At 73.1% G+C, this 21,678-nt stretch carries 19 protein-coding genes; 15 read left to right on the forward strand and 4 right to left on the reverse strand.

The genetic code is table 11. The annotated features are described in order from the left end of the window. Positions 1 to 148 precede the first annotated feature (148 nt). Together ACIBI5_RS26370 and ACIBI5_RS26375 are read left to right on the forward strand one after the other, a co-directional pair. Entirely contained in the window at positions 149 to 757 is a 609-nt protein-coding gene (locus ACIBI5_RS26370; protein ID WP_397251110.1) for an FMN-binding negative transcriptional regulator, read from the forward strand. Next, a complete protein-coding gene (locus ACIBI5_RS26375; RefSeq protein ID WP_397251112.1) occupies positions 754 to 2,250 on the forward strand; it encodes an amidohydrolase in 1,497 nt (498 codons plus the stop codon). Before ACIBI5_RS26370 ends, ACIBI5_RS26375 begins: the two co-directional genes overlap by 4 nt. A 53-nt stretch (positions 2,251 to 2,303) precedes the next feature. Here ACIBI5_RS26375 and ACIBI5_RS26380 read toward each other — a convergent pair whose 3' ends face one another. Continuing rightward, a complete protein-coding gene (locus ACIBI5_RS26380) occupies positions 2,304 to 3,785 on the reverse strand; it encodes a helix-turn-helix domain-containing protein (RefSeq protein WP_397251114.1) in 1,482 nt (493 codons plus the stop codon). 73 nt (positions 3,786 to 3,858) lie between these two features. Between ACIBI5_RS26380 and ACIBI5_RS26385 the strand changes: the two genes are divergently transcribed. Genes ACIBI5_RS26385 through ACIBI5_RS26425 form a run of 9 tightly spaced genes read left to right on the forward strand, consistent with a single transcriptional unit; the run spans position 3,859 to position 15,248 of the window. Further along, complete coding sequence (locus ACIBI5_RS26385; RefSeq protein WP_397251116.1) at positions 3,859 to 4,929, forward strand: DUF917 domain-containing protein; 1,071 nt, start codon at positions 3,859 to 3,861, stop codon at positions 4,927 to 4,929. Next, complete coding sequence (locus ACIBI5_RS26390) at positions 4,919 to 6,490, forward strand: hydantoinase/oxoprolinase N-terminal domain-containing protein (RefSeq protein WP_397251118.1); 1,572 nt, start codon at positions 4,919 to 4,921, stop codon at positions 6,488 to 6,490. Before ACIBI5_RS26385 ends, ACIBI5_RS26390 begins: the two co-directional genes overlap by 11 nt. A gap of 43 nt (positions 6,491 to 6,533) precedes the next feature. After that, positions 6,534 to 8,183 carry an ABC transporter substrate-binding protein gene (locus ACIBI5_RS26395; RefSeq protein ID WP_397251120.1) on the forward strand — a complete coding sequence of 550 codons (1,650 nt, stop codon included), beginning with the start codon at positions 6,534 to 6,536 and terminating at the stop codon, positions 8,181 to 8,183. Beyond that, the gene (locus tag ACIBI5_RS26400; protein WP_397251122.1) at positions 8,180 to 9,148 is read left to right on the forward strand and encodes an ABC transporter permease; all 969 of its coding nucleotides are present in this window, start codon (positions 8,180 to 8,182) and stop codon (positions 9,146 to 9,148) included. Before ACIBI5_RS26395 ends, ACIBI5_RS26400 begins: the two co-directional genes overlap by 4 nt. Then, entirely contained in the window at positions 9,145 to 10,023 is an 879-nt protein-coding gene (locus ACIBI5_RS26405; protein ID WP_397251124.1) for an ABC transporter permease, read from the forward strand. Before ACIBI5_RS26400 ends, ACIBI5_RS26405 begins: the two co-directional genes overlap by 4 nt. Continuing rightward, a complete protein-coding gene (locus tag ACIBI5_RS26410) occupies positions 10,023 to 10,967 on the forward strand; it encodes an ABC transporter ATP-binding protein (protein WP_397251126.1) in 945 nt (314 codons plus the stop codon). Before ACIBI5_RS26405 ends, ACIBI5_RS26410 begins: the two co-directional genes overlap by 1 nt. Beyond that, complete coding sequence (locus ACIBI5_RS26415) at positions 10,964 to 11,965, forward strand: ABC transporter ATP-binding protein (protein WP_397251128.1); 1,002 nt, start codon at positions 10,964 to 10,966, stop codon at positions 11,963 to 11,965. The genes ACIBI5_RS26410 and ACIBI5_RS26415 overlap by 4 nt, the downstream gene beginning before the upstream one ends. Continuing rightward, the gene (locus tag ACIBI5_RS26420; protein ID WP_397251130.1) at positions 11,941 to 13,341 is read left to right on the forward strand and encodes a serine hydrolase domain-containing protein; all 1,401 of its coding nucleotides are present in this window, start codon (positions 11,941 to 11,943) and stop codon (positions 13,339 to 13,341) included. Before ACIBI5_RS26415 ends, ACIBI5_RS26420 begins: the two co-directional genes overlap by 25 nt. Further along, a complete protein-coding gene (locus ACIBI5_RS26425) occupies positions 13,338 to 15,248 on the forward strand; it encodes a S9 family peptidase (protein WP_397251132.1) in 1,911 nt (636 codons plus the stop codon). The genes ACIBI5_RS26420 and ACIBI5_RS26425 overlap by 4 nt, the downstream gene beginning before the upstream one ends. 157 nt (positions 15,249 to 15,405) lie before the next feature. Here ACIBI5_RS26425 and ACIBI5_RS26430 read toward each other — a convergent pair whose 3' ends face one another. Then, positions 15,406 to 15,930, reverse strand: a complete 525-nt coding sequence (locus ACIBI5_RS26430; protein ID WP_397251134.1) for a choice-of-anchor D domain-containing protein — start codon at positions 15,928 to 15,930, stop codon at positions 15,406 to 15,408. A 149-nt stretch (positions 15,931 to 16,079) separates the two neighbouring features. Then, the gene (locus ACIBI5_RS26435) at positions 16,080 to 16,490 is read right to left on the reverse strand and encodes a hypothetical protein (protein ID WP_397251136.1); all 411 of its coding nucleotides are present in this window, start codon (positions 16,488 to 16,490) and stop codon (positions 16,080 to 16,082) included. Between the two features lie 71 nt (positions 16,491 to 16,561). On the opposite strand from ACIBI5_RS26435, the gene ACIBI5_RS26440 reads away from it, so the two are divergent. The 3 genes from ACIBI5_RS26440 to ACIBI5_RS26450 all read left to right on the forward strand — a co-directional run bounded on the left by ACIBI5_RS26440 (position 16,562) and on the right by ACIBI5_RS26450 (position 20,177). Continuing rightward, positions 16,562 to 17,668, forward strand: coding sequence for a hypothetical protein (locus ACIBI5_RS26440; protein ID WP_397251138.1), 1,107 nt, complete (start codon positions 16,562 to 16,564; stop codon positions 17,666 to 17,668). 110 nt (positions 17,669 to 17,778) lie between these two features. Then, complete coding sequence (locus tag ACIBI5_RS26445; RefSeq protein WP_397251140.1) at positions 17,779 to 18,957, forward strand: cytochrome P450; 1,179 nt, start codon at positions 17,779 to 17,781, stop codon at positions 18,955 to 18,957. Next, entirely contained in the window at positions 18,954 to 20,177 is a 1,224-nt protein-coding gene (locus ACIBI5_RS26450) for an MFS transporter (RefSeq protein ID WP_397251142.1), read from the forward strand. The genes ACIBI5_RS26445 and ACIBI5_RS26450 overlap by 4 nt, the downstream gene beginning before the upstream one ends. Before the next feature lie 6 nt (positions 20,178 to 20,183). Here ACIBI5_RS26450 and ACIBI5_RS26455 read toward each other — a convergent pair whose 3' ends face one another. Beyond that, positions 20,184 to 20,945: an SDR family NAD(P)-dependent oxidoreductase gene (locus tag ACIBI5_RS26455; protein WP_397251144.1), complete on the reverse strand. Its 762-nt coding sequence runs from the start codon at positions 20,943 to 20,945 to the stop codon at positions 20,184 to 20,186. A gap of 110 nt (positions 20,946 to 21,055) precedes the next feature. On the opposite strand from ACIBI5_RS26455, the gene ACIBI5_RS26460 reads away from it, so the two are divergent. Then, positions 21,056 to 21,658, forward strand: a complete 603-nt coding sequence (locus ACIBI5_RS26460; protein ID WP_397251146.1) for a DUF998 domain-containing protein — start codon at positions 21,056 to 21,058, stop codon at positions 21,656 to 21,658. Positions 21,659 to 21,678 lie beyond the last annotated feature (20 nt).

The raw sequence follows: 21,678 nt of genomic DNA on the forward strand, positions 1-21,678 counted from the left end.
GCCTCGGCCCGGGGCTTCGTCGCCACGCACCATTTCCGCCCGGCCGTTCGTGCGGCAGCGGTCCCTTGTGCTCCGGCCACAAACGAACCCGCCGCCTTGTCGCCGCGTCACCTTGGCCTGGGGTGGCATGGGAGGCGATAGTCGTGCCGTGCGCCACAACCCTGACTACCTGCTCGACGACCACACCCGCATCCGCGCGCTGATCCGCGAGAACCCGTGGGCGACGCTGGTCAGCGACGGTCTGACCGCCTCTCACCTGCCCGTCCTGCTGGAGGACGGCCCCGGATTGTCGGTGGTGAGCCATCTCGGCCGCCCCGACGACGAGCTGCACCGGCTCGGCGAACGCGAGGCGCTGCTGATCGTCGCGGGCCCCAACGGCTACATCTCCCCCGGCTGGTACGGCACCGGCCCGGCCGTGCCCACCTGGAACTACCTGGCCGTCCACCTCTACGGCCGCCCCGAGGTCCTGAGCCCGGAGGAGACCTTCCAGGTCCTGGTGGACACGGTGGACCGGTTCGAGCACGTGCTGCCCGAGCCGTACCGGATGGACGAGTCCTACGCGCGCAGGATCGCGCCCGGCGTCGCGGGATTCCGGCTGCGGGCCGAACGCGTCGAGGGCAAGGCGAAGCTCAGCCAGGACAAGTCACCGGAGATCGCACACAACATCATCCGCGCGCTCGACGCGGACCCCTCATACGCCAATCCCGCGCTCGCGCGCGAGATGCGCGAGGTCTGGACCCTGGAGGAGACTCGATGACCACCACGACGACCCTGCTGCGCGGCGCGCGGACCGGCCCCACCGGCCCTCTTCGCGACGTGCTCGTCTCCGGAGGACGCGTCGCGACCATCGCCGAGCGCCTCCCGGCCGAGCCCGGCTGGGAGGTGGTGGAACTGGCCGGCCGTACCGTGCTGCCGGGGCTGTGGGACCACCACGTGCACTTCGACCAGTGGATCATGGCCAGGCAGCGGCTGGACCTGTCGGGCGCGGGCTCGGCCGCCGAGGCGGTCGCCCTCGTGGCGGAGCGCCTGCGCACCCGGCCGCCGGAGCCCGGTCTGCCCCTGGTGGGCTACGGCTTCCGCGACGCCCTCTGGCCAGACCCGCCGCACCGCGACCTCCTGGACGCCGCCGCGCCGGAGGCGGCGCACGTGCCCGTGATCCTGATGAGCGGCGACCTGCACTGCTGCTGGATCAACTCGGCGGCCGCGGAGCGTTACGGCTGGTCGGAGCATCCGACCGGAATCCTGCGCGAGTCGGAGTGGCAGGCCATCCAGCAGGACATCACCAACGTCCCCGCTCCCCTGCTGGACGGCTGGGCCGAGGTGGCCACCGCCGAGGCGGCGGCCCGTGGCGTCGTCGGCGTGGTCGAGCTGGAGGCGCCCTGGCGGCTGGACGCCTGGACGCGGCGGGTGCGGGCGGGCAACCGGGCGCTGCGCGTGGTGTGCGGAGTCTGGCCGGCGTTGCTGGAGGAGGCGGTGGCGCGCGGGCTGCGTACCGGGGAGGTGATCGACGGGACCGGCGGCCTGGTCGAGATGGGCCCGTTCAAGGTGATCACCGATGGTTCGCTCAACACCCGCACCGCCTACTGCCATGACCCCTACCCCGGTCTTGAGAACGGCGCGCACCCGCACGGCATGCTGCTCGTGCCGCCGGACGAGCTGGTGCCGATGATGGAGAAGGCGTGGGCGGCCGGGCTGCGTCCGGCGGTGCACGCGATCGGCGACTGGGCCAACAACCTGGCGCTCGACGCCTTCGAGCGGGTGGGCGCGCAGGGGGCGATCGAGCACGCGCAGCTCCTGGACGACGCCGACCTCGGCCGGTTCGCCGCGCTGGGCGTGGTGGCCAGCGTGCAGCCCGAGCACGCCATGGACGATCGCGACGTGGCCGACCGCATCTGGGCCGGGCGCACCGGCCGGGCGTTCGCGTTCGGCGCGCTGCTGGCCGCCGGTGCGCGGCTCGCGCTGGGCTCGGACGCGCCGGTCTCGCCGCTGGACCCGTGGATCACGATGGCCGCGGCGGTGGACCGCGGCCGGGACGGCAGGCAGCCCTGGCACCCCGAGCAGGCGATCCCGATCGAGGCGGCCATCGCGGCCTCGACCAGGACCGGCCGGGCGAGCCTGGAGGCGGGCGACGAGGCCGACCTCGTGGTGACGGGCGCCGACCCGTTCACCGCCTCGGGCGCGGACCTGCGCGCCATGCCCGTGGCCGCGACGATGCTCGGCGGCCGATGGACCTGGCGCGAGGCCGTCTGACCTTGCCGGGCAACCACGGCCCGTGACGGCGTACGCCCGCCGTCACGGGCCTTCTAGGCGTTGAGCAGCCGGACCCGGCACGCCAGTTGCAGGGCGAAGCGGGTATCCGGGTCGGCCAGGTCGGCGCCGAGCGCCTCGGTGATCCACCGGATCCGGTAGGCGACCGCGTTCGGGTGCAGGTGCAGCGTCTCGGCGGTGCGTGTGGGCGAGCTCTGCGCGTCCAGGTAGGCCGACAGCGTCGTGACGCCGACCTTGGCCCGCGCCGCCCCCATGGCGTCCAGCGGGCCCAGCATCTCGGCCAGCAGGTCACGGCTCAGCGGCGAGGACGACAGCCCCGCCAGGATCCTGCGCAGGCCGGTGGCGTCGGTCTCGGCCAGCGTTCCGTGACGGCCCGCCGCCCGCGCCGAGTCCGCCGCAACACGCGCCTCCGCGGCCGACTGCCGCAGCCCGTCGGGCCCCGCCTGCGGGGTGCCGATCCCGCCGGTGATGACGACGTCGCCCCGCCCGGTCAGCGCCTCGATCAGCCGCTGCACCTCGGCCCGCGCCCGGCGGTGCAGATCGGTCCCGGCCGGCCCGGTGCAGACGACCACCAGGTCGCCGCCGAGCGTGGCCACGTGCCAGTCGCCCGGCTTGGAGTGGAGCACCTGCAGCGCCGACAGCTCCGCCTCGTCGAGCAGCTGACGGGCCCGGTCGAGCGACGCCTCGCCGCGGGCGGCGGCGTCCTCGAGCTTGAGCCAGGCGGCCACGTGCGTCTGCTCCACCGGAAGGTCGAGCTGGAACGCCTGCTCCACCAGCTGCGGCAGCTGGGCCCGGTCGCACAGCACGATCTGCACGATCAGCCCGGCGCGGGTGAGCGCGGGCGCGAAGCGGCGGTTGAGTTCACGCTGCCGCAGCCGTGAGACGAGCGCGGCGATCGCCGGGAGGGCGACCCTGGTCGCGTCGTCGTCCAGATCGGCCACCACGCGGGCGACCGCCTGCCTGCCCACCACGACCGCGCCCGGGTCGGACTCGCCGACCGGCATGGTCTCGTCCAGGCGCACCCGGCAGCCCAGCGCCTCCGCCGCGTGGCCGAGCAGCGTCCGCACCGCCTCGGCGCCGCCCTCCTCCGCCGCCTGCTGCGCGAGCCGGATGGCGCTCTCCGCGCGCGCGAGCGCGTCCGACGCGCCGCCCCTGACGAAGCGGTCGATGTCCAGCAGGAGCCCGGCCCCGTCGCGGGCCCTGTCCGGGGCGAGCACGGGCAGCTGCGCCCGGTCGGCCAGCCGCGTGGCGGTGATCGGCAGCCGCATCGGCGCCGCGAACACCAGCCCGGTCAGCCCCCGCGAGGTCGCCTGCCGGATCGCCACGTCGATCTCGTACCCGGAGATGGACTCCGCGCCCAGGACCACGATCAGGCTGTCGGCCGGAACCCGCTCGATGGCGGCCAGCGTGTCGGCGCCCGCGACGTGCCGGATGGGCACCTCCGCCGCGGGCCCGGCGATCAGCGTGAGCCCGAACCTTGACTGGCGGCGCAACATCTCGGCGATCGTCTGTGGCATGGCCACAGATTAGGGCGGAACCTTGTGATTGCGCCATATGGGATGCGGAGGGGCCGGTGGCCATACTCGTCCCATGCAGCTGACCGAGAGTGACCTTCCAGCGCTGGCGCGTGGCTGCGCCGTCTTGGGGACCGGTGGCGGCGGCTCGGTGGAGACCGCCATCCCCAGCGCCCTGCAGGCGCTGCGCGAGCACGGCCCCGTCCCGCTGGTACCGCTGGCCGACCTCGACGACGACGCGCTCATCGTCCCGATGTCCAGCATCGGCGCCCCGACCGTCGGGCACGAGATGCTCGCCAGCGCCGAACAGCCCAAGCGGCTGCGCGAGGAGGTCGAGCGCATCGCCGGGCGCCCGATCTCCGCGATCATGGCCGGCGAGATCGGCGGCAGCAACGGCGTCGAGCCGCTCGCCTGGGCGGCGCAGCTCGGCCTGCCGATGCTCGACGCCGACGGCATGGGCCGCGCCTTCCCCGAACTTCAGATGGTCTCCATGCACGTGGCGGGCCTGACCTCCGACCTGGTGATCCTGGCCGACGTCGTCGGCAACGTGGCCGCGCTGCGCCCGATCGACGCGATCTGGTCCGAACGGCAGGCCAGGGCGCTGTGCGTGGCCAGCGGCGCGAGCACGATGATGGCCAACTACCTGATGTCCGGGGCCCAGGCCAGGGGCGCGGTCATCGAGGGCAGCGTCTCGGCCGCGCTCGACATCGGGCGCGCCACCATCGGCCAGGCCGACCCGGTCGCCGCCCTCACCGAACGGCTGGCCGCCCGCCGCCTGCTCGACGGCAAGATCGTCGAGGTCGAGCGGAACACCGGCGGCGGCTTCGTCCGCGGCGCCGTCGTCGTCGACGGCACCGGCTCGTACGCGGGCCGCATGGTGCGCATCGAGATCCAGAACGAGAACCTCGTCGTCTTCGAGTCCGGCGAGGTGCTGGCCAGCGTCCCCGACCTGATCACCGTGGTCGACACCCAGACCGCCGAGGCGGTCTCGACCGAGACGCTGCGCTACGGCCAGCGGGTCAGCGTCCTGGCCTGGGCCTGCGACCCGCTCTGGCGTACCCCGGGGGGCATGGCCGTCGTGGGCCCGCGCGCCTTCGGCTACCACATCGACTACAGACCTGTTGAGGAGCACGTGCATGTCGGCTGATCCCAAGCGCGATCTGAAGATCGGCATCGACGTCGGCGGCACGAACACCGACGCCGTCGTGCTCGACCGGTCGGACGCCATCGTGGCCAGGACCAAGCAGCCGACCACGCGGGACGTCACCGACGGCATCCGCAGCGCGCTGGCGGTGGTGCTCGGCGAGCTCGGCGAGCGCGAGCGGCAGGTGGGCCGGATCATGCTCGGCACCACCCACGCCACCAACGCCGTCCTGCAGCGCCGGGGGCTGAGCCGGGTGGCGGTGATCCGTCTCGGGGCGCCCGCCGCCACCGCCGTGGCGCCGCTGACGACCTGGCCGGCGGATCTGCGCGAGGCGGTCGAGGCGGGGTCGGTGATGCTGGGCGGCGGCCACTTCGTCGACGGCTGGCCGATCGCCCCGCTCGACCGCGACGGCATCCGCCGCTTCCTGGGATCGGTGGCGGACCGGACGGAGGCGGTGGCGGTCACCGGCATCTTCAGCCCGGCCTCCGGCGAGCAGGAGCAGCACGTCGCCGAGATCGTCCGCGAGGAGCTCGGCGCCGACGTGGCGCTGTCGCTCAGCCACGAGATCGGCTCGCTCGGCCTGCTGGAGCGGGAGAACGCGACCGTGCTGAACGCCGCGCTCTACCGCGCGGCGGGCGAGGTGACCCGGGCCCTGGACGCGGTGCTCGCCGAGCGCGGCCTGGACGCGGCGGCCTTCTTCGCCCAGAACGACGGCACGCTGATGGCCCTGGAGTACGCCTCCCGCTACCCGGTGCTGACCATCGGTTCCGGCCCGGCCAACTCGATCAGGGGCGCGGCGTTCCTGTCCGGGGTGGACGAGGCCATCGTGGTCGACGTCGGCGGCACCTCCACCGACCTCGGCGTGCTGGTACGCGGCTTCCCCCGCGAGTCGTCGTTCGCCACCGACATCGGCGGCGTGCGCACCAACTTCCGCATGCCGGACATCCTCAGCGTGGCCGTCGGCGGCGGCACCATCGTCGGCGGCACCCCCGAGGAGCCGGTCGTCGGGCCGGTCTCGGTCGGCTTCCGCATCACCTCCGAAGGACTGTCCTTCGGCGGAGGCACACCGACGCTGAGCGACGCCGGATCCCTGGCGGGCCGGGTCGCGCTGGGCGACGGGCTCCGGCCCCCGGCGCGTACCCGGGCCCTGCTGGACTCCGCGCTGCGGGTGGCCGACGCGGTCATCAGCGACGCGGTGGACCAGATGTCGCTGGGCCGGCGCGACCGGCCCGTCGTCGCGGTCGGCGGGGGCGCGTTCCTCGTGCCGGACGTCGTGACCGGCGCCGCCAAGGTGCTGCGTCCCGACAACGCCGACGTGGCCAATGCCGTGGGCGCGGCCATCGCCCTGGTCAGCGGCCGGTGGGAAACGCTGGCCCCGGCCGGCGAAGGCCGTAAGCAGGCCATCGAAGAGGCAAGTGAGAAGGCGGTCCACCGGGCCGTCCAGGCGGGGGCCGACCCCGCCACGGTGCAGGTGGTCGAGATCACCGAGACACCCCTGTCGTACCTGCACGAGCCGGCGGTCCGCGTCAACGTCAAGGCCGCGGGCCGGCTGGGCTGGTTGTGAACCGGATTTTAGGGATCGAGCTTTAGGGATCGGAAGGAATGCCATGTCCAAATCTCGTCGCCGGCGTGCGGCTCAGGTGTGGTGTGCCGTAACAGTGCTGGCCGCGGTGGCCACCGGGTGCGGCGCGGACACCAAGCCCGCGGCGTCATCCCCCGCCACCAGCGGCATCCTGAGCGTCGGCGTCACCGCCTCACTGGGCCGGATGACCTCGCTCAACCCCCTGGCCGACAACCTCTACGGTTCGTGGATCGCCCGGCAGCTGATCTATCCCGCGCTCGTCCAGCTCAACGGCACCAAGCTGGAGCCGTCATGGGCGAGCAAGTGGGACGTCTCCGAGGGCGGCCGCGTCTACACCTTCCACCTGCAGCCCGGCACCTGGTCCGACGGCAAGCCCCTCACCGCGCACGACGCCGCATGGACGGCGAACTTCGAGCTGAAGCACGCCAGTGACGCAGCCGGTCTGGTCTCCTTCGCCCTCGAAGGGGTGAAGAGCGTCAAGGCCACCGACGACAAGACCTTGGTCGTCACCTACGCCGAGGCGATGCCCGAGAGCGTGCTGACCCTGCTGGCCAACTTCCACGTGCTGCCCAAGCACGTCTACGAGCCGCACGCGGGGGGCGACGGCTCGAAGATCCTGGCCTTCCGCCCCGAGGACAAGCTCCCCGCGGTCTCGGGCGGGCCGTTCACGGTGACCGAGTTCGCCGGCGACGGCACCACGATCTTCGAGCCCAACAAGGGCTACTTCGGCACCCCGCCGAAGGTCGGCGCCGTCGGCCTGCAGGTCTTCCAGAACGACGAGGGCCTGGCCCAGGCCCTGCGCGCCGGGACCGTCGCCTGGGGCTACGGCGGCGGCTCCGCGGTGGCCGCCTCGGTCAAGGGCGCCGCGGGCCTGAAGGTGGCCGCCTCCCCCTCCCAGGAGGTCGCCATGCTCAACGTCAACACCAACCCCAAGAAGCGGGACAACCCCGAGCTGAAGCAGGTCCAGGTCCGCGAGGCGATGTCCCTCGCGCTCGACCGCGCCGAGCTCGTCGAGGTCGTGCTCAACGGGTACGGCAGGCCCGGCCGCAGCGTCCTGGCCCCCTTCCAGGACGAGTGGATCCCCAAGGACCTGCAGGCCGACCCGCACGACCCGGCCAAGGCCAACGGCATCCTCGACGGTCTCGGCTACAAGCGCGGCGCCGACGGCATCCGCGTGACCCCGGCCGGCGACCGCATGTCCTACTCCGTCGTGGTCTGGAAGGAGATCAGCCGCGTGGCCGAGATCCTGCAGAAGAACCTGGCGGAGGTCGGCATCGAGCTGAAGCCGGACATCGCCGCCGACTACACGGCCGCGGTCACCAAGCCCGACGGCAAGTACCTGGACTTCGACCTGGCCTACTCCTACTGGACGCTCTCCCCCGATCCGGGCGGCACGCTGAGGGTCTACAGCTGCGACAGCTGGGGCAGCGTCAACTTCGCCGGATTCTGTGACAAGGACTACGACACGCTGCTCACCAAGCAGCGCGGCATGCTCGACCCGGCCGAGCGGACCGCGGCCGTCGGCACGCTGCAGAAGACGCTCCTGCGCGACACGCGGGCCGTCCTGCCGCTCTACCACGCCGAGACCGTGCACGTCGTACGCCAGGACTGGGCCGGCATCGAGACCCAGCGCTTCGGACCGGGTCTCTGGACCCAGATCCACCGCGTGTCATGAACCGGGGCGGTTACCTGGTCCGGCGCCTCGCCTCGGCCCTCGCCACCGTCGCGGCGGCGGCTGTGATCAACTTCGTGCTCTTCCGGGCCGCGCCGGGCGACGCGGCCACGCAGTACCAGATGTGCCGGACCTGCAGCGCCGAGTTCCGCGACTACCTGCGCGCGGAGCTCGGCCTGGACCGGCCGCTGCTGGAGCAGTTCTGGCTGTACGTCTCCGCGCTGCTGCGCGGGGACCTCGGCCACTCCTTCCAGACGCGGCGGCCGGTGTGGGACGAGCTGGCGGGGCCGCTGGCCAACACGCTGCCGATGGTGGGGCTGGGGCTGGCCTTCGGGCTCGCGCTCGGCCTGGTCATCGGGGTCGTCGCCGCCTGGCGGCGGGGCACGGCGGCCGACTGGGCGCCGCTGTCGGCCTCGATGTTCCTGTCGGTGCTGCCCATCCAGTGGATCGGGCTGATGTTGCTGCTGCTGTTCGGCGGCGCGCTGCCGACCGGCGGCATCTCCGACCCGTACCTGCGCTTCAGCGATCCGTCGTGGTGGCAGGTGCTGGGCGACCGGCTGGAGCACCTGGCGCTGCCGTCGCTGGCGATCGGGCTGGCGTGGTGCGGCTCGTGGGCGCTGATCGCGCGCTCGGCGCTGGTCGGGTCGCTCGGCGAGGACTACATCCTCACCGCGCGCGCCAAGGGCCTGACGAGCTGGCGGATCGTGCGCCGCTACGCGCTGCCGAACTCGCTGCTGCCGATCACCACGCTGATCTTCCTCACGTTCGGCTACATCGTGGCCGGGTCGTTGCTGGTGGAGACCGTGTTCTCCTATCCGGGCATCGGGCTGGCCCTCTACCAGGCGGTCCAGAACCGCGACTACGCCGTGCTCCAGGGCGGGTTCCTGCTCCTGACGGCGGCGATCGTGGTCGCGAACCTGCTGGCCGACCTGCTCTATCTCAAGCTCGATCCGAGGATCAGGACATGAACGTGCTGCGCAGGTATCCGGGCGGCGCGCTCGGGGCGGCCATGCTCGCCGCGATCGTCGTCCTGGCCGTGCTCGCCCCGTGGATCGCGCCCTACGCGAGCCACGAGAAGGTCGGCGCGGTCTACCAGCCGCCCTCGGCGGCGCATCCGCTCGGCCTGGACGACGCCGGCATCGACATGGTGACGCTCCTGCTGTGGGGCGCCCGCACGTCGCTGCTGGTCGGGTTCGCCGCCGCGCTCATCGCCGTCGTGGTCGGCGGCGCGATCGGCCTGGCCGCGGGGTACGCGGGCGGGCGCACCGACGCCGTGCTGATGCGGCTGACCGACTACATGCTGGTGATCCCCGACATCCCGCTGCTGCTGATCGTCGCGGCGGTGTGGGGGCGCAGCATGACCGGCGTCGTGGCCATCATCGGGCTGCTGTCGTGGCCCCGGCTGGCGCGGGTGGTGCGCGCGGAGGCGCTGAGCGTGCGCGAACGCGCGTACGTGAAACGGGCGCTGACCATCGGCGCGGGGAACCTGCGGATCGTGGCGACCCACGTGCTCCCGCACGTCGTGCCGCTGCTGCTGACGCTGGCGATCTTCGCGGTGGGCAACGCCATCCTGGTCGAGACGGCCATCGCCTTCCTCGGCCTCGGCGACCCGTCGGCCCTGTCCTGGGGGCGGCTCATCCAGAACGCCTTCGCCGGGCAGGCCGTCTCCCGCGACGCCTGGTGGGCGATCGTGCCGCCCGGTCTGGCGGTCGGCTGCCTGATCCTGGCGTGCACGCTGATCGGCCGGGCGCTGGAGGACCACCTCAACCCCCGGCTGCGCGCCGGGCACCTGTCGGTGCGGACCTTCCGCCTGGCTCCGGTTCCGTCGGGAGGTGAGCGCTGATGTCCGCTCCGCTGCTGGAGGTCCGCGACCTGCACGTCTGGTTCGACCTGCCCCGGGGCAGGGTGCACGCGCTGCGCGGCCTGGACGTCACGGTCGGCGCGGGCGAGGGCCTGGGCCTGGTCGGCGAGTCGGGCTGCGGCAAGACGACCGCGATCCTGGCCATGATGGGACTGCTGCCGCCGTCGGCCACGGTCGCCGGGCAGGTCCTGCTCAACGGCGAGAACATCCTGGCCAGGGGCGAGGCGAGCGTACGCCGGCACCGCTGGACCGACCTGGCCATGGTCTTCCAGGGCGCCATGAACGCCTTCAGCCCGGTCGCCACCGTCGGCGCCCAGATCGCCGAGCCGATGCGCCTGCATCGTGTGGCCGAGGGCAAGCAGGCCACGCTCCGCGTACGCGAGCTGCTGGAACTCGTCGGCATCCACCCCGACAAGGCGAGCCGCTACCCGCACGAGTTCTCCGGCGGCATGCGCCAGCGCGCGGCCATCGCGATGGCGCTGGCCTGTGAGCCGAAGGTGCTGCTCGCCGACGAGCCCACCACCGCCCTGGACGTGATCGTGCAGGCCCAGGTGCTGGACCTGCTGGACCGGCTGCGCACGGAGCTGGGGCTGGCGGTCGTCCTGGTCACCCACGACCTGCCCGTGGTCGGCCGCGTGTGCGGGCGGGCCGCGGTCATGTACGCGGGCCGGGTGGCCGAGAACGCCGACATCGGCGACCTGCACCTGCGCCCCGGCCACCCCTACAGCCGCGCGCTGTTCTCCGGCGGCGCCATCGCCGGAGCGCCCCCGCGCCTGGACGAGGAGTGGCCGGGCTGCGCGTTCGCGCCGCGCTGCGAGCACGCCGAGGACCGCTGCCGCACCCAGGCGCCGCGGCTGGTCCCGCTCGGCGCGCGGCAGTCCAGCGCCTGCCATCTCGCCGCATCGATCGCCGGAGGTACGGCATGAGCCTGCTCGAAGTCGACGGCCTGGCCACGCACTTCCGCCTGCGCGGGCGGCCGCGCCGGGTGGTGCGCGCGGTGGACGGCGTCTCCTTCACCGTCGGGCCCGGGGAACTGCTGGCCCTGGTGGGCGAGTCCGGGTCGGGCAAGACGACCACCGCCCAGTCGGTGCTGCGGATGGCCGACCCCACCGCGGGCACGGTCAGGTTCGCCGGCCAGGACATCACCGGCCTGAGCAGGCGCCGGCTCAAGCCGGTGCGCCGCCGCATGCAGGTCGTCTTCCAGGACCCCTACGAGTCGCTGGATCCGCGCTTCCGCATCGGCCGCTCGGTGGCCGAGCCGCTGGCCGTCCACGGCGTCGGCACCCGCGCCGAGCGCCGCGACCTGGTCCTGGCCGCCCTCGAACGCGCCGGCCTGTCACCGGCCGCCGCCTTCGCCGACCGCTTCCCGCACGAGCTGTCCGGCGGCCAGCGGCAGCGGGCGGCCATCGCCGCCGCCCTGGTCCTGGAGCCCGACCTGCTCGTCGCCGACGAGCCCGTCTCGATGCTCGACGTGTCGGTACGCGCCGGCGTGCTGGCGTTGTTCGACGAGCTGCGGGCCGCCGGCCTGGGCATCCTGATGATCACGCACGACCTGTCCACCACAGCCGCGCACGCCGACCGGATCGCGGTCATGTACCTGGGCCGCATCGTCGAGGAAGGACCCGCGGCCGAGGTCATCGCCAACCCGGTCCACCCCTACACGCGCGCGCTGGTCGCCGCCGTCCCCCGTGCGGGCGAGGAACGCCGCCCGATCCCCATCAAGGCCGGTGAGCCGCCGGACCCGGCCGCCATCCCCGCCGGGTGCCGCTTCCATCCGCGCTGCCCGCTCGCGCGGGAGGAGTGCCGCCGCGACGATCCGGCCCTGGCCGTGGTCTCCGGCGAGCATCGTGCCGCGTGCCCGGTGAACCTGCCGCCTGCCGTACCGACCGAGGAGGAGCAGTGCGCCCCGTCCCGTCCCCGATGAACCCGCCTTCCGTCCTCGCCGCCGACGTCGACGAGATCGTGGTGTCCGCGCTGGCCCGCCACCGGGTTCCCGGCTGCTCGGTCGCGATCGCGCACGGCGGGCGGCACTGGAGCGGCGCGTACGGCCTGGCCAGGACCGACCCCGAGCAGCCGTTCCTGCCGCAGACGCGGATCCCGGTCGCCTCGATGACCAAGCCGTTCACCGCCACGGCGGTCCTGGCGCTGGCCGAGGCCGGCGCCGTCGACCTGGATCAGCCGGTACGCCGCTACCTGCCCGGTTTCCGCGTCGCCGACGGGTCCGCCACCGCGTCGGCGACGGTGCGGCACCTGCTCACCCATCTGACGGGCTGGCTGGGCGACGAGCCCGAGTTCGTCACCGACCGGGGGGACGGCGCGCTGGCCGCGCAGGTGGCCGCCTTCTCCGCGCTGCCGCAGTTCCTGCCGCCCGGCACGACCTTCTCCTACTGCAACACCGGCCTGGACGTGGCCGGGCGGCTGGTCGAGGTGGTGAGCGGGCAGAGCTACGAGTCGTTCGTCGAGGACCGCGTCCTGACGCCGCTCGGCATGACCGGCTCGACCTTCTTCGCCGAACGCGTGGTCTCCCAGCCCGCCGCCGCCGGCCACACCCGCGAGGACGACGGCGCCCCGCACCCGGTCCAGGACGCGTGGCTGCTGCCCCGCGGCGTCAACCCCTCCGGCGGCCTGATCTCCACGGCCGGCGACCAGCTGCTCTGGATGCGCTGGTGGCTGGGCGAGCTGGACGTGGCCGGGCCGCTGTCTCCGGAGACACGCGCGGCGATGATCTCCGACCCGGTGCCCGTGCGGGCGGGACAGGCCGCGACCGGGCTCGGCTGGCACCTCGACTACCTGCCGCGCGGTGCGACGCGGGTGAGCGCCGTCTACCACGAGGGCAGCCTGCACGGCACCGCGACCGTCTGCCGTTTCGTGCCCGAGGCCGGCCTCGCGGTGGTGGTGCTCACCAACGCCGACGACGGGCAGCTGGCCTACCGGGAGATCGGCGACGCGCTCCTGGCCGAGCTGGCCGGGATCGGCAAGCCGGACCGGAAGGTCTTCCGGGACACCGGTGAGCAGGATCTCGCCCCCTACGCGGGCGCCTACAGCACCCCCGAGCGGCAGGACATGTCCTCGCGCGTCGAGGTCACCGTCCGGCCGGGCACCCTGGGCCTGCGGGTGACGACCGTCCACTACGACCGGCCGCTGGAGATGGGCGCGGGCCGGGTCGAGGCCGACGAGTTCGCGCTCCTGGACGGCCCGTGGCGCGACGAGCCCCTCGCGTTCCTGCGCGAACCCACCGGCGAGCTGCTCGGGCTCCGCATCGCCGGCCGTGTCTTTCTCTACCAAGGAGGTACCGCGTGAAGCGCCGCCTGACGCTCGACGACCTGTGGGACTTCGCGATCCCCAGCTCCCCCGCCCTGTCCCCCGACGGCTCGCGCGTCGTCTACGCGCTGCGCACCGCCGAGCGCGAGCCCGACCGCAACGTGCGCGCGCTGTGGATCGTCGAGACCGCCGGTACGGCGGGGCCGCGCCGGCTGACCCACGGCCCGTCCGACGGCGCGCCGGCCTGGTCGCCGGACGGCTCCCGGCTGGCGTTCCTGCGCGAGGGGCAGCTGTTCACGCTGCGCCTCGACGGCGGCGAGCCGGAGCGGCTCACCGACCTGCCGCTCGGCGCCGGAGCGCCCCGCTGGAGCCCGGACGGCGAACGGATCGCCTTCTCCGCGGCGGTACGCGTGGCCGAATCCTGGCCGGGCGGCCCCATGGTCATCGACCGGCTCGGCTACAAGGCCGACGGCGCCGGGCTGCGCGCCACCGTCCGCCGCCAGGTGCACGTTCTCGACGTGGGCACCGGCGAGGTGCGCCAGGTCACCTCCGGCGACTGGGACGCCGGCGAGCCCGCCTGGTCACCGGACGGGACCCGGCTGGCCTACACCTCGGGGGCCGGGGACAACGCCGACCTGACGCTGACGGCGGCGCCGTACGTGGTGGACCTCGACGGCGGGCGGCCGCGGCCGGTCGGCGACGAGAAGGGCTGGTTCGGCGGCGTCCACTGGTACCCGGACGGCTCCGCGCTGCTGGCGGTCGGCCTGCCCGAGGTGCGCATCGGGCACACGCGGCTGGTGAAGCTCCCCCTGGACGGCGGCCCGCCCGTCGACCTGACCCGGGACCTGGATCGCAACGTGATGCCGGGCGGCCCGGAGTGGCCGGGCGGCGCCCCGCGCTTCACCCGCGACGGCGCGCACGTGCTCTTCTGCGCCCGCGAGCGCGGCAGCACCCTGCTGTACCGGGTGCCCGCGGACGGCGGACGTCCTGAGCCGGTCCTGACCGGCAGCGTCTCCGGGCTGAGCACCTCACCCGGCGACGTGACCGCGGTCGTCACCGTCACCACGCGCTCCCACGGCGAGATCGCGCTGGCCGACCTGGAGACCGGGCAGGTGCGCGAGCTGACCGCGCACACCGCGAGCGCGCTGCCGGACGTGGAGTTCATCCAGCCGCAGGAGCGGGAGTTCACGATCGGCGACGGGAGCACCGTCCACGGCTGGATCCTGCGCGAGCCCGGCGCCACCGGCGCGGGACCGCTCCTGCTGGACGCGCACGGCGGCCCGCACCTGGCCTGGGCGCCCCACCTCGAACCCGCCCACCCCTACCACCAGCTGCTGGCCGCCCAGGGCTGGACCGTACTCCTGCTCAACCCGCGCGCCAGCGACGGCTACGGCGAGGACTTCTACGCCGCCAGCGTCGGCCACTGGGGCCGAGGCGACGAACGCGACTTCCTCGACCCCGTGGAGCAGTTGGTCGACGAGGGCGTGGCCGACCCCGACCGGCTGACGATCTGCGGCTACAGCTACGGCGGCTTCACCACCTGCCACCTGACGACGCGTACCGACCGCTTCGCCGCCGCCGTGGCCGGCGGGCCGGTGACGAACCTGCTCAGCATGTCCGGCAGCTCCGACGACAGCCACGTCTTCGCCGCGCTGGAGTTCGGCGGCGACGTCTACTCCGGGGGCGAGCTCCTGCGGGCGCAGTCGCCCATCGAGCGCGTACGGCACGTGCGCACCCCGACCCTGCTCGTGCACGCGATCAACGACGACCGCTGCCCGGTGGGCCAGTCGGAGGAATGGTTCACGGCGCTGCGCACACTCGGCGTCCCCACCGAAATGGTCCTCTACCCCGACGAGTCCCACCAGTTCCTGGTCGACGGCCGCCCCTCGAACCGGGTCGACTACAGCCGCCAGATCGTCCGCTGGCTCACCACCCACGTCCACTGACCCTTCAGGCCCGGCGAAGACGTACGCCAGGTGCGTCCGTTCTCGTTCGCCGAGCTCAGCCGGGCCGGGCGCGCACGCCGATGAGGCCGAGCGCCCGCCCGGCACCGTGTCCCCGCGGCCCCGCCCGCGTCAGCCCGCTCGCGAGGTGCCGCCCCGGTCATTCGGCCGGTTGGCTCGACTCCGGTGTGGGCTCGTCGGTGGGCTGCTGGGTGCCCTGTCCGCTGACCATGACGTAGGTGGCGTCACCCTTGAGGTTCTGGTGGATCACCAGGGTCGCCGAGCCGCTCGATCCGGTGCTCGCCGGAGCGAACCACACCTTAAGCGTGCACTCGTCATCGGCGTCGAGAGCCTGGCCGGCGCAGGCGTTGTCGTGCTGGAAATCGCCGGGGTTGTCGCCCTCGAACTCGATGCCGGCGATTTTCAGCGTGGCCGTTCCCGTGCTCAGCACGCGCACTTCCTGCGCGCAGTCGCCGCCCTCGCAGGAAAAGGTCAGGGATTTCGGAGTCACGGCGATTCCAGGGGCTTTTTTCGGACCGCCTGGAACGCTCTCCCGAATCGTTTCGCGTTGCGTTTCCGAGCTTCCCCCGTCACCGGAGGCCCAGGGCAGCGGCACCTGACGGGACGTGATCAGTGCGCCGGTGATCGTCGCCGCGGCGGCGATCAATGCCGCGGCGATCGCCACACCTCGGGTCGACATGATGCCCCTCCGAACGTCGCCACGAATCCGGCGGATTCAGTTTTCCGTCGTCGGCGGCGCGACGTCCGCAGGTTTGCCCGGCCGCGCCTCGATCGCATTCTCGCTTTTCGCCGGGGCCCGCGAATGAGTAGGCCCTACTCATTCCGCCGGGGCCGCGCTTCGCGGTGGCGGGCGAACCACGCGCGCGACGACGGCGGCACGAAGAGCAGGACGATGACGGCGGCGCCGGCCAGCGCCATGACGGACGCGCCCGCGAGCACGGCGGGCGGCGCGCCCGTGCCCGTCAGCGCGTCGGCCAGCGTGGTGCCCCCATGGAGGACGACGAAGGCGCCAAAGAAGGCGGCCAGGACGCGGGGGCCACGCCATCCCGGCCACAGCCCGCGCGCGATCGCCGCGCCGAGGAGGCCGAAGGCCCCCGGCAGTACGGCGCTGCGCGGCAGGCCGCCCGCGATCAGGAGGGCGCCGGTGCCGAGGAGCAGCGCGGCGACGACGCCGACGGCGACCACCGCGCCGATCACGGGCGCCGGGGGCATGGGTTCGCTCATGACACCAACATGGCCGGGACGGGCAGGGGTGAAACCTGTTTCATGACCTGCTCCAGAACGAATGTTTACTCATGGAGTTGATCTTGTTAGTATCGGGTTTCTTATCGGTGATGATGGATTTTGACACCATAGACAGAATCCTCGGCGCGCCGCCCGCATATCCGGCATGGCGGGTGGCGCATATGGCCGCGAAGGCGGGGATATTGGCGACCTGGTTGTCCTCGGCGCAGGCCCGGGACATCGAGCTCACCGGCGCGGCGACGGCCTATCTGGAACGGGCCCGCCGCCGGGTCGCCGAGCTGGCCAGAGTGGGTGAGGAGCAGGCGGCGGCGCACGGGCTGACCGTGCTCAAGGGGCGCAGGATCGCCGTTCACATGCCCGGATGGATGCTGCGCCAGTCCGGGGACGCCGATCTGGTCGCGCCCGACGAGGAGGCGCTGTGGCGCTGCGTCCTGGACCTGTCGGCGCGTTACGGCGCCGTCCCGCAGGGTGTCAGTGTCATGGACGGAGAATTCGGACGGCATATCTGCGTGGCCATGAAGTGGCCGGCCGAGGAGCCACATCTCGACAAACCGATGGGCGCCGACGTCTCCACCTGTGCGTTCACCGGCGACCTGAAGGGAGTTCCGGTAAGGGCCGTTCCACCGGAACACGATGATTTATGCGGGCTGTTCGCCGTGGCCGAGGAAAGGTTCCAGCGCAAATTCCGAATTAAGGACCTCCTCGACTTTTCCGTGCTCGCCGGCCTCGCCGAGCGACGCCTGGGCGACGCGCTGGTGAGCGTGGTCCGCGAGCACGCCGAGGCGCTCGCGCTCGCCCCCGAGCTGCGCGCGCTCATCAAGAAGACCGGCCCCTGGTCACCCCTCTCGCCGCGCTGGCGCGCGACCCTGGACGAACTGGGACCGCCGGCCAAGGCCGAGAAGGCGCGCAGGCGGCCCGGCCGGGCGGGGGTCGCGCGGGTGCGGTACGGCTTCCCGCTGGACACCGTGCCGAGCCGCGCGATGAGGGCCACCGTCCACCGCGGGCCGGGCGGCGACGTGGCCACCACCCCGCTCGGCAGCTGCCTGCTCGTCGAGACCCCCGTGCTCACCGAGGACGTCGTGGCCGAAGCCCTCGACCACGCACGGACACTCGCAGCAGAAGGAGGTGAATCCCATGCGTCACATCGTGACCGCTGAATTCAAGATCATGACCACCGGCACGGTCAAGCCCGGCAAGTAGCGCAACGGCGGGACGCTCCTCGGGCCGCTGGGGAGCGACCGCTCATCGTCACCCCTGGAGATCACGCATGACGGCAGGCTCCTACCCCTTCGGCCCACCCGACCTGCTGCGCCTGCACCCCCGTTTCGCGCAGTTGCGCGAAAGCGAGCCGCTCTCGCGGGTCCGGATGCCCTACGGCCGCGAAGGCTGGCTCGCGACCCGCTACGAGGACGTGCGCGCGATCATCTCCGACCCCCGCTTCAGCCGGGCGCGGGCGGCCGGCGCCGACGTGCCGCGCATGACGCCCCTGCCCGGCGGGGCCGGCTCCATGGCGATGATGGACGCCCCCGAGCACACCCGGATGCGCCGCCTGGTCTCCAAGGCGTTCTCCCTGCGGCGGATCGAGGAACTGAGGCCCTCGGTGACCGCCCGCGCCGAGACGCTCCTGCGCGACCTGCGCCCACCCGCCGACCTCATGCGGGACTTCGGCGCGCCGCTGGCGCTGATGACGATCTGCGACATGCTCGGCGTCCCGTACGGCGAGCGCGACCGGTTCGGCGGCTGGGCGGAGGTCGTGGTGACCACCACCGCCTACACCGCCGAGGAGGTCGAGCGCGTCCTGGGCGAGTTCGCCCAATACCTGCTGGAACTGGTCGAGCGGCGGCGCGCCGTACCGAGGGACGACCTGCTGAGCGCGCTCGTGCACGCCCGCGACAGCGAGCGGCGGCTCAGCGAGCAGGAGCTGGTCACCTTCCTCGGCAGCTCGCTGACCACCGGCCAGGACAACGTGGCCAAGCAGGTCGGCAACATGGCCTACACGCTGCTGACCGAGCCCGGCCTCTACCGGAGCCTGGTCGAACGGCCCGGGGCGATCCCGGGGGCGGTCGAGGAACTGCTGCGCTACCTCGTCATCAGCCCCGGTCTCGGCATCGCCAGGATCGCCACCGAGGACGTCGAGATCGGCGGGCGGACCATCCGCGAGGGCGAGGCGGTGCTCGTCTCCTTCGCCTCGGCCAACCGCGACCCCGGCGCCTTCCCCGATCCCGATCAGATCGACGTGGAGCGCGAGGGCAGCGCGCACCTGACGTTCGGGCCGGGGCTGCACCACTGCCTGGCCGCCTCGCTGGTGCGGATGGAACTGCAGGAGGCGGTGCGGGCGCTCGTGCGCGGCTGTCCCGGTCTGCGGCTGGCCGTACCGGAGGAGGAGGTCGAGTGGCTGACCACGGCGATCACGATCGGACCGGTGCGGCTGCCGGTGCGGTGGTGAGCCTCTGGCGGCACGCCGACTTCGTGCGGCTGTGGTCGGCGAACACCGTCAGCCAGCTCGGCAGCCGCGCCGGCGCGATCGCCGTCCCGCTGGTGGCGGTCACCGCGCTGGCGGCCACGCCCCTGGAGATGGGGCTGCTCAACGCCGCGGGCACGGTCGGCGCGCTGCTGTTCGGGCTGCCCGCGGGCGCGTGGGTGGACCGGATGCGACGCCGGCGTGTCCTGCTCACCGCCGACGTCACGCGGGCGCTGCTGCTCCTGTCGATCCCCCTCGGGTACGCCGCCGGGGTGCTCACCGTCTGGCAGCTTCTGGCCGTCGCCCTGCTGGTGAGCATCGGGACGATCTTCTTCGACGTGGCCCATCTGGCGTACGTGCCGGCACTGGTCGAGCGCGAGCGGCTCATCGAGGCCAACGCCAAGCTGCAGGCCAGCTACTCCGTCGCGGTGGTGACCGGGCCCAGCCTCGGCGGCCTGATCGCCGGGCTGGCCGGCGCGGCCGCCACGGTGTCGGTCACCGCGGTGACGTTCCTGGCCTCGGCCGGGCTGCTGCGCCGTATCCGCACGCCCGACCCCGCGCCGGCGGCGGCGAGCAAGCGGGGGACGCCGGCCGACATCGGCGAGGGGCTGCGCTTCCTGCTGCGCGACCCGGCGCTGCGCGCGATCGGCTTCTGCACCGGCAGCGTCAACCTGTTCATGTCGATGGTCGCCGCGCTGCTGGTGCTGTTCCTGACACGCGAGCTGGGGCTTTCGCCGGTGATGACCGGTCTGGTGGCCGCCGCGTCCGGCGCGGGCGGGGTGCTCGCGGCCGTGACCGTCAAGCGGTGGACGCGCGCGTTCGGCCCCACCCGCACGATCGTGCTGTCGCTGCTGCTCACCGAGCCGCTCGGCGTGCTGATGGCGCTGTCCTCGCGCGGCTGGGCGGTCGCGCTGTTCGTCTGCGGCTGGTTCGCCTGCGGGTACGGCGGGACGCTCTACAACGTCGTCCAGGTCAGCTACCGCCAGAGCGCCTGCCCGGATCATCTGCTCGGCCGGGTGCAGGCGGCCAACCGGTTCCTGGCCTTCGCCATGGCCCCGGCCGGCGGGCTGCTGGGCGGCGCGCTGGGCACGTGGCTGGGCGTACGGCCCACCATCCTGATCGGCGTCCTGGGCGCGGTCGCCTCGACGCTGTGGCTGATCCTGTCGCCGCTGCGGCGGGCGAGCGGCGCGCCGTCGGCCGCCTGAGACGGCTCACACGGCCGCGTCGCCGCCGTCCAGGACCAGGTCGGCGCCGGTCATCCAGGCCGACTCGTCCGAGGCCAGGAAGACGGCGGCGCCGGCGAAGTCGGCCGGGCGTCCTGGCCGGCCCAGCGGGATGTCCTTGCTGCGCTCGTGCCACAGGTCGGGGTCGTCACGCCACTGCGGGGAGTTGGCCTTGGTGGCGGTCAGGCCGGGAGAGATCGTGTTGACCCGGATGCCGTACCGCGCCAGCTCGTACGCGGTGCTGCGCGTCAGCATCGACAGCCCGGCCTTGCTGGACTGGTAGTGGGCCATCGCGCTGACCGCCTTGAAGGCGCTGATCGAGCTGATGTTGATGACGCTGCCCGGTGCGCCCTCCTCGCGCAGCCGCGCGGCGAAGGCCTGGGTGGCGAAGAACGGGAAGCGCAGGTTGACCGCCATCACCCGCTCGTACTCCTCCGGCGTGAGGTCCAGGAACCCGGTCCTGGTCATCGTGGCGGCGTTGTTCACCAGGACGTCGGCGACCCCCAGCGCGCGGCCCGCCGCCTCCATCAGCTTCCGGACGCCGTCGGGGTCGGCGCCGTCCAGCAGCATGTAGTGCGCCCGCACGCCGTATCCGCGCAGCTCGGCGAGGGTGTCACGGGCCGCGTCCTCGTCGCGCAGGGCGGTGAGGAACACCTCGCAGCCCTCGCGGGCGAAGGCCACGGCGATGGCCCGCCCGATGCCGTTGGCGCCGCCGGTGACGATGGCCCGCCGCCCCTTCAACCTGTCCATGTGCCCGCCCATCCGCTGTAGAAGATCGTTTGACGACACCCTAGCCGTCCGGAACTCCGACAATCAAAATTGTCTTGACAAAAGTTTTTGTCGGCGAAATGCTCGGGGGCATGAACAGAACCCTTCTGATGTGCGGCGTCCTGGCCGGTCCCCTCTACGTCCTGGTCTCCCTGGCCCAGGCCCTCACCCGCGAGCCGTTCGACCTCACCCGCCACGCCGCCAGCCTGCTGAGCAACGGCGACCTCGGCTGGATCCAGATCGCCAACTTCGTGATCACGGGGGTGCTCGTCATCGCCTTCTCGTACGCGCTCGAGCGGCCCTGGGCCCCCTGGCTCATCCGCGCCTACGGCCTCGGCCTCATCGGCGCCGGAGCGTTCGCCGCCGACCCCGCGCTCGGCTTCCCCGCCGGCACCCCCGACGGCCCGCCCGCCGCCATCACCTGGCACGGCATGCTGCACTTCGTCGCGGGCGGCGTCGGCTTCCTGTGCATGATCGCCACCTGCCTGCTCCACGCCCGCCGCCACGCCGCCGAACGCCGGACCGGCTGGGCCCTCTTCTCCGCGCTGACCGGCGTGCTGTTCCTCGCCGCCTTCGCCGGCATCGCCTCCGGCAACTCCTCCGCCCTGGTCAACGTGGCCTTCGCGCTGGCCGTGGTGCTGTCGTGGTCCTGGATCGCCGCCACCGGCCTGCGCTTCCTGCGCGAGGCCCGGTGAGCCCCGCCGCGACACCGGCA

The organism is Nonomuraea sp. NPDC050540, assembly GCF_044457485.1.
Lineage (GTDB): Bacteria > Actinomycetota > Actinomycetes > Streptosporangiales > Streptosporangiaceae > Nonomuraea.

What these genes read in the sequence shown, in the direction of transcription:
- ACIBI5_RS26400 (WP_397251122.1), top strand. Translation starts at nt 8,180, where the DNA reads ATGAACCGGGGCGGTTACCTGGTCCGGCGCCTCGCCTCGGCCCTCGCC.
- ACIBI5_RS26380 (WP_397251114.1), bottom strand. Translation starts at nt 3,785, where the DNA reads ATGCCACAGACGATCGCCGAGATGTTGCGCCGCCAGTCAAGGTTCGGG.
- ACIBI5_RS26460 (WP_397251146.1), top strand. Translation starts at nt 21,056, where the DNA reads ATGAACAGAACCCTTCTGATGTGCGGCGTCCTGGCCGGTCCCCTCTAC.
- ACIBI5_RS26405 (WP_397251124.1), top strand. Translation starts at nt 9,145, where the DNA reads ATGAACGTGCTGCGCAGGTATCCGGGCGGCGCGCTCGGGGCGGCCATG.
- ACIBI5_RS26435 (WP_397251136.1), bottom strand. Translation starts at nt 16,490, where the DNA reads ATGAGCGAACCCATGCCCCCGGCGCCCGTGATCGGCGCGGTGGTCGCC.
- ACIBI5_RS26440 (WP_397251138.1), top strand. Translation starts at nt 16,562, where the DNA reads ATGGAGTTGATCTTGTTAGTATCGGGTTTCTTATCGGTGATGATGGAT.
- ACIBI5_RS26375 (WP_397251112.1), top strand. Translation starts at nt 754, where the DNA reads ATGACCACCACGACGACCCTGCTGCGCGGCGCGCGGACCGGCCCCACC.
- ACIBI5_RS26390 (WP_397251118.1), top strand. Translation starts at nt 4,919, where the DNA reads ATGTCGGCTGATCCCAAGCGCGATCTGAAGATCGGCATCGACGTCGGC.
- ACIBI5_RS26395 (WP_397251120.1), top strand. Translation starts at nt 6,534, where the DNA reads ATGTCCAAATCTCGTCGCCGGCGTGCGGCTCAGGTGTGGTGTGCCGTA.
- ACIBI5_RS26455 (WP_397251144.1), bottom strand. Translation starts at nt 20,945, where the DNA reads ATGGACAGGTTGAAGGGGCGGCGGGCCATCGTCACCGGCGGCGCCAAC.
- ACIBI5_RS26415 (WP_397251128.1), top strand. Translation starts at nt 10,964, where the DNA reads ATGAGCCTGCTCGAAGTCGACGGCCTGGCCACGCACTTCCGCCTGCGC.
- ACIBI5_RS26445 (WP_397251140.1), top strand. Translation starts at nt 17,779, where the DNA reads ATGACGGCAGGCTCCTACCCCTTCGGCCCACCCGACCTGCTGCGCCTG.
- ACIBI5_RS26385 (WP_397251116.1), top strand. Translation starts at nt 3,859, where the DNA reads ATGCAGCTGACCGAGAGTGACCTTCCAGCGCTGGCGCGTGGCTGCGCC.
- ACIBI5_RS26410 (WP_397251126.1), top strand. Translation starts at nt 10,023, where the DNA reads ATGTCCGCTCCGCTGCTGGAGGTCCGCGACCTGCACGTCTGGTTCGAC.